Origin of the sequence: Rhodococcus sp. (in: high G+C Gram-positive bacteria), assembly GCF_049286785.1 — a bacterium.
Lineage (GTDB): Bacteria > Actinomycetota > Actinomycetes > Mycobacteriales > Mycobacteriaceae > Rhodococcus_F.
Window position 1 is genome coordinate 1 of the sequence record NZ_JBAQEO010000487.1, and the last position, 2,959, is coordinate 2,959.

The following is a 2,959-nucleotide window of genomic DNA, read 5'->3' on the forward strand; positions in this document are numbered from 1 at the left end:
AGCCGTGACTGGGTCAGCAGCGAATCGATCTCGGCATCGGGCTCGTCGGGCTCGGCGCATCCCGCGAGCACAGGAACGGCTGCAGCACCGAGGACGGAGGCGGCAGCGAGCCTGAACGCCGTGCGCCGGGACACGGCCGGACCCGACATCGGGGCTCGGAAGACGGTGGGCGTGAGCACCGGTCCATGGTGCCAGGTGGTGCAGCAAACCCGGGAATCGGCGGCGGCCTGGTCACACGAGCCCGTAAACAGGGCTACCCTTGGGTACTCGAACCCGTCACGACGGGTTCCTAGGCATGTGACGACCGACCTGGGACGTGCGTGCCCCACGCCCGCGAACGAAGCAAGACCGACCACAACTGAAACGCCGACGACAACTGAAACGAGGAGCATTCCCGATGCCGGTTCCATCCAAGGAGAGGGTGACGGAGCTCGTCTCCGATCTTCTGCAACGCCAAGGCTACGACTTGGAAGACGTTGTCATCACCTCGGCGGGAAAGCACAGTGCGGTGCGGGTCATGGTGGACAGCGACGCCGGTCTCGAGCTGGACGCGGTGGCCCGGTTGAGTCACGAGATTTCCGAGGCCTTCGATGCCGCGTCCGAATTCGGAGAATCGCCCTACGTCCTCGAAGTCACCTCACCGGGCATCGATCGCCCCCTCACCCACGAGCGGCACTGGCGGCGGGCACGTGGCCGCAAGGCGCGCATCGATCTCGAGAACGAGACCGTCGTCGGACGGATCGGAGAACTGGACGGTGATTCCGTCGCAGTGGTGATCGCGTCGCGATCCGGACCGGAGATCCGCACGATCGCCCTCTCTGATGTTGCGAAAGCTGTTGTGCAGGTAGAATTTTCGAAGCCGAACCCGCAGGAGTTGGAGCTCGCCGGGGGAATCCCCGAAGGGCGTGTCTCGCCGGCCGATGCGGCGCCGGAAGATGATGAAGAAGTAGAAGTAGAGGGGCTGGACAAGTGAATATCGACATTGCGGCATTGCGTGCGATAGAGGCGGACAAGGGCGTCTCCATCGAGACGGTCATCTCGACCATCCAGACGGCGTTGCTCACCGCCTACCGGCACACGGAAGGGCATCAGCCGCACGCGCGGATCGATGTCGACACCAAGAGCGGTACTGTCCGAGTGATGGCGCACGACGTCGACTCCGACGGCAACATGATCGGCGCGGAGTGGGACGACACCCCCGAGGGCTTCGGCCGGATCGCCGCGACCACCGCGCGTCAGGTCATCCTCCAGCGTCTGCGTGATGCGGAGCACGAACGGAGCTTCGGAGAGTTCTCCACCCACGAGGGCGAGATCGTCGGCGGCGTCATCCAGCGTGACACCCGCGCGAACGCACGCGGCATGGTCGTGGTCCACATCGGCAGCGAGGCCACCGGAGCCGAGGGGTTGATCCCGCCCGCGGAACAAGTGCCCGGCGAGAACTACGAGCACGGTGAACGCATCAAGTGCTATGTCGTCGGCGTCGCCCGTGGTCAGCGCGGACCGCAGATCACGCTGTCGCGCACCCACCCGAACCTCGTCCGCAAATTGTTCGCTCTCGAGGTGCCCGAGATCGCGGACGGCTCGGTCGAGATCATCGCCGTGGCGCGCGAGGCCGGTCACCGTTCCAAGATCGCCGTGAAGTCCCGGGTTCCGGGTCTCAACGCGAAGGGTGCTTGCATCGGCCCGATGGGGCAGCGGGTGCGGAACGTGATGAGCGAATTGGCCGGGGAAAAGATCGACATCATCGATTTCGACGAAGACCCGGCGAAATTCGTCGGCAACGCACTCTCCCCGTCGAAAGTGGTCTCCGTCACGGTGGTCGACCCGGAGGCACGTGCTGCACGTGTCGTCGTCCCCGACTACCAACTGTCCCTCGCGATCGGCAAGGAAGGGCAAAATGCCCGTCTCGCCGCACGCTTGACCGGCTGGCGCATCGATATCCGCAGTGACGCGGTACCCACCCCGGAGTCGGCAGGCGGAGCCGCTACGACCAGTGGATAAACATGGAATGCGGAGATCGGGGCGAGTCGGCGGTAGAGTGGTCGATGGGTCAGCGTGAGCTTCCCGATCCCATGCCCGTCCGTGCCGGTTCTCCGGTGCGAACTTGCGTAGGATGTAGAGAGCGCGCGCTGGCTGTCGATCTGCTGAGGGTCGTGGTAAGCGAGAGCGGGCCGGAAGGTCACGTACTCGCCCCGGACCCGGGGCGAAGGCTTCCCGGACGAGGTGCGTGGTTGCACCCCGTCCAGGCTTGCTTGGATCTTGCGGAACGACGTCGAGCATTCGGCAGAGCACTGCGAGTGTCCGGGAATGTGGACACGTCCGAGGTTGTTGGATGGGTCAGTCGATGACTCGGCGGGCAGCACGGCGCAGTACTCGACCACGTGGTACGAAACATGTGAACGAAACACCGTGAACGAAACGCGCAGAGTAGTACCTCTCGAACAGAACAGGCACAAGCACTCATGAGCACACCGTGAAGCACCAGCGATGATCGTCCATCGGAGATAACCCGAGGTCGTGCGGACCCCTCTCAGAGGAGCCTCCTGCCCGACCTCACCAGTGAGGAGAGCAGTGGCAGGCAAGGCCCGCGTACACGAGTTGGCAAAAGAACTCGGTGTTACAAGTAAAGAACTACTCGCAACGCTCAAAGAGCAGGGCGAGTTCGTGAAGTCCGCGTCCTCCACAGTGGAGGCACCGGTCGCTCGTCGTCTGCGGGAATCGTTCCCGTCAGCGAAATCCCAGTCCGCGGGTGACTCCGCGGCGCGTCCCGCTGTCAAACCCGGCGGACCCAACGGCACGGGCGTTCCGGCGGGCGCAGCCAAGCCAGGCGGACCGCGTCCCGGCCCCAGGCCGGCAGTTCCGGCTGCACCGGCGAGTCCCGCACCGGCAGCTCCGGCTGCCGAGGTCGCACCCGCGGCCACCAGTGAGGCGCAGGTGCCTGCTCCGGTAGCACCCACAC

At 65.0% G+C, this 2,959-nt stretch carries 4 protein-coding genes; all 4 read left to right on the top strand.

Going from position 1 to position 2,959, the window contains the following annotated elements; all coding sequences use genetic code 11:
* Positions 1-397 precede the first annotated feature (397 nt).
* Positions 398-973 carry a ribosome maturation factor RimP gene (gene rimP, locus WAW17_RS17420; RefSeq protein ID WP_422334188.1) on the top strand — a complete coding sequence of 192 codons (576 nt, stop codon included), beginning with the start codon at positions 398-400 and terminating at the stop codon, positions 971-973.
* On the top strand, positions 970-2,001 hold the full coding sequence (nusA, locus tag WAW17_RS17425; protein WP_422334189.1) for a transcription termination factor NusA: 1,032 nt from the start codon (positions 970-972) through the stop codon (positions 1,999-2,001). The genes rimP and nusA overlap by 4 nt, the downstream gene beginning before the upstream one ends.
* Before the next feature lie 44 nt (positions 2,002-2,045).
* Complete coding sequence (locus WAW17_RS17430; protein ID WP_422334191.1) at positions 2,046-2,348, top strand: YlxR family protein; 303 nt, start codon at positions 2,046-2,048, stop codon at positions 2,346-2,348.
* 223 nt (positions 2,349-2,571) lie between these two features.
* A partial coding sequence (locus tag WAW17_RS17435) for a translation initiation factor IF-2 N-terminal domain-containing protein (RefSeq protein WP_422334190.1) occupies positions 2,572-2,959 on the top strand: 388 nt, incomplete at its 3' end.

What these genes read in the sequence shown, in the direction of transcription:
- rimP (WP_422334188.1), top strand. Translation starts at nt 398, where the DNA reads ATGCCGGTTCCATCCAAGGAGAGGGTGACGGAGCTCGTCTCCGATCTT.
- WAW17_RS17430 (WP_422334191.1), top strand. Translation starts at nt 2,046, where the DNA reads ATGGGTCAGCGTGAGCTTCCCGATCCCATGCCCGTCCGTGCCGGTTCT.